Annotated in this window: 1 pseudogene; it reads right to left on the reverse strand. The window is 62.7% G+C overall.

Features of this window, described 5'->3' with window-relative positions:
• Positions 1-255 (reverse strand): annotated as a pseudogene (locus AB3X96_RS42915) (IS110 family transposase); the annotation flags it as partial.

The following is a 255-nucleotide window of genomic DNA, read 5'->3' on the forward strand; positions in this document are numbered from 1 at the left end:
CGGTATAACGAACACCGTGGGAGAGCAGAAAGGACTTGACCCGCTGACGCGCGTGTTTGAGATCCGCTTTGGCGGTAGCCCACGCCCGGGCCAGATCCCGGAATGCCTCATCTTCGACGCCCGGCACGTAGACTGACGAGAGATCACCTGCGCGCAACGAGCGCACGAGTTTGAGGGCGTCGCGGCGGTCGGTCTTGACCCGCTCGCCTGGTTTCCTCGGAATCAGCGACGGGGCACATACCATGCAGTCGAATC

The organism is Paraburkholderia sp. BR13439, assembly GCF_040948805.1.
Taxonomy (GTDB): Bacteria; Pseudomonadota; Gammaproteobacteria; order Burkholderiales; family Burkholderiaceae; genus Paraburkholderia; species Paraburkholderia youngii.